Here is a 2,673-nt window from a genome sequence, read left to right as displayed (position 1 = left end):
CCGGGCTTAAAACAAGCGGTTTATAACCACCGGGGGGGGCCGGCCGCGGCGCCGCGCCCCGCGCCCGTCCCGGTAACTGTGCCACGGTGCGGGCGGCGGCGGGCCGTGCCTCGGCGGCCCGGACGCGCCGCTGATACCCTGGTAGCCCGTGGAGCGGAGGGCACAACGACCCCCGAACCGCAGCGACGGCACCCCCACCGGCCGAGCCGGTCTGGCCGGGGCGCCGCAGCGCACGTCACCTCGCGACCACGGGAGCCCCCTCTTGGCCATGCCGACTCGATCCTCGACATCCATGACGACCAAGCACCTCTTCGTCACCGGGGGTGTCGCCTCCTCGCTCGGCAAGGGTCTGACCGCCTCCAGCCTGGGCGCTCTGCTCAAGGCGCGAGGGCTGCGGGTCACCATGCAGAAGCTCGACCCCTACCTCAACGTCGACCCGGGCACGATGAACCCCTTCCAGCACGGGGAGGTGTTCGTCACCAACGACGGCGCCGAGACCGACCTGGACATCGGCCACTACGAGCGGTTCCTCGACGTCGACCTCGACGGCTCCGCCAACGTCACCACCGGCCAGGTCTACTCCACGGTCATCGCCAAGGAGCGGCGTGGCGAGTACCTGGGCGACACCGTGCAGGTGATCCCGCACATCACCAACGAGATCAAGCACCGCATCCGCCGGATGGCCGCCGACGACGTGGACGTGGTGATCACCGAGGTCGGCGGCACCGTCGGCGACATCGAGTCCCTGCCGTTCCTGGAGGCCGTGCGCCAGGTGCGGCACGAGGTCGGCCGGGACAACGTCTTCGTCGTCCACATCTCGCTGCTGCCCTACATCGGGCCCTCCGGCGAGCTGAAGACCAAGCCCACCCAGCACTCCGTCGCCGCCCTGCGCAACATCGGCATCCAGCCCGACGCCATCGTGCTGCGCGCCGACCGCGACGTGCCCGTCTCCATCAAGCGCAAGATCTCGCTGATGTGCGACGTGGACGAGGAGGCGGTGGTGGCCTGCAAGGACGCCCCCTCCATCTACGACATCCCCAAGGTGCTGCACACCGAGGGCCTGGACGCCTACGTGGTGCGCCGGATGGGTCTGCCCTTCCGCGACGTGGACTGGACCCAGTGGGACGACCTGCTGCGCCGCGTCCACCAGCCCGACCACGAGGTGACCGTCGCGCTGGTCGGCAAGTACATCGACCTGCCCGACGCCTATCTGTCGGTCACCGAGGCACTGCGCGCCGGAGGCTTCGCCAACAACGCCCGTGTGAAGATCAAGTGGGTCACCTCCGACGACTGCCGCGTACCCGGCGGGGCGAGGAAACAGCTCGGTGACGTGGACGCGATCTGCATCCCCGGCGGCTTCGGCGAGCGCGGTGTGGAGGGCAAGGTGGCCGCGATCACCTACGCCCGTGAGAACGGCATCCCGCTGCTGGGCCTGTGCCTGGGCCTGCAGTGCATCGTCGTCGAGGCCGCCCGCAACCTGGCCGGCATCGAGGGCGCCAACTCCACCGAGTTCGACCAGGCAGCGCCCCACCCGGTGGTCTCCACCATGGAGGAGCAGCTCGACATCGTCGCCGGAGAGGGCGACATGGGCGGCACCATGCGGCTGGGGATGTACCCGGCCAAGCTCGCCGAAGGCTCGATCGTGCGCGAGGTCTACGGCGGCGAGCCGTACGTCGAGGAGCGCCACCGCCACCGCTACGAGGTCAACAACGCCTACCGGGCCGAGCTGGAGAAGGCCGGCCTGGTGTTCTCCGGCACCTCCCCGGACAACAAGCTGGTGGAGTACGTGGAGTACCCGCGTGAGACCCATCCCTATCTGGTCGCCACCCAGGCCCACCCCGAGCTGCGTTCCCGGCCCACCCGCCCGCACCCGCTCTTCGCGGGCCTGGTCGGGGCCGCCGTGAAGCGGCGGCAGGGCTCCGGCGCCGCTTCCCGGACGGCCTCCGCCGCGCCGGTCGAGGGGGCCTGAGCCGTGGCGGAGAAGGACGCAGGGGCTCTGCGGGACGTCCCGCGGCAGTGGCGGGTCACCGCCTCCGAGACGCCGTTCGAAGGCGCCAAGACCAGTGTGCGCACCGACCGCGTGGTGATGCCGGACGGCTCCGTCGCCGCCCGCGACTACCAGGTCCACCCCGGCTCGGTGGCCGTCCTCGCCCTCGACGAGCAGGACCGGGTGCTGGTGATCAGCCAGTACCGGCACCCGGTGCGGCACAAGCTGTGGGAGATTCCCGCCGGCCTGCTCGACGTTCCCGGCGAGAACCCGCTGAGCGCGGCCCGGCGCGAGCTGTACGAGGAGGCGCACGTCGAGGCCGGGGACTGGCGGGTGCTGACCGACGTCTACACCTCGCCCGGCGGCAGCGACGAGGCGGTGCGCGTCTTCCTGGCCCGCGGTCTGTCCGACGCCGAGGGCGAGCGTTTCGAGGTCAGCGACGAGGAGGCCGACATGGAGGTGGCCCGCGTGCCCCTGGCACGGCTGGTGCGCGGCGTACTGGCGGGGGAGCTGCACAACAACTGCCTGGCGATCGGTGTCCTGGCGCTGACCGCCGCACGGACCGAGGGCGGCCTGGACGCCCTGCGCCCGGCCGAGGCGCCCTGGCCCGCGAGACCGTTCCAGGCGTGAGCAGCCGGCCGTGACGGCGGGAACGTGAACGCGGGGGCCCGGGGGGGGGGGGGCCC

The 2,673-nt window shown here is 71.6% G+C and carries 2 protein-coding genes; both read left to right on the top strand.

Features of this window, described 5'->3' with window-relative positions; genetic code table 11:
* The first annotated feature begins 268 nt into the window (after positions 1-268).
* Positions 269-1,969 (top strand): CTP synthase, encoded by a 1,701-nt coding sequence (gene pyrG, locus AC2CJA_RS25995; RefSeq protein ID WP_484605112.1) that lies wholly within the window; start codon positions 269-271, stop codon positions 1,967-1,969.
* A gap of 3 nt (positions 1,970-1,972) precedes the next feature.
* The gene (locus tag AC2CJA_RS25990) at positions 1,973-2,617 is read left to right on the top strand and encodes an NUDIX domain-containing protein (RefSeq protein ID WP_484605111.1); all 645 of its coding nucleotides are present in this window, start codon (positions 1,973-1,975) and stop codon (positions 2,615-2,617) included.
* Positions 2,618-2,673 lie beyond the last annotated feature (56 nt).

The organism is Streptomyces sp. ATLC9 (assembly GCF_057196705.1).
Note: the sequence above shows the minus strand (reverse complement) of the source record. Positions and strands in the feature narration are given on the sequence as shown.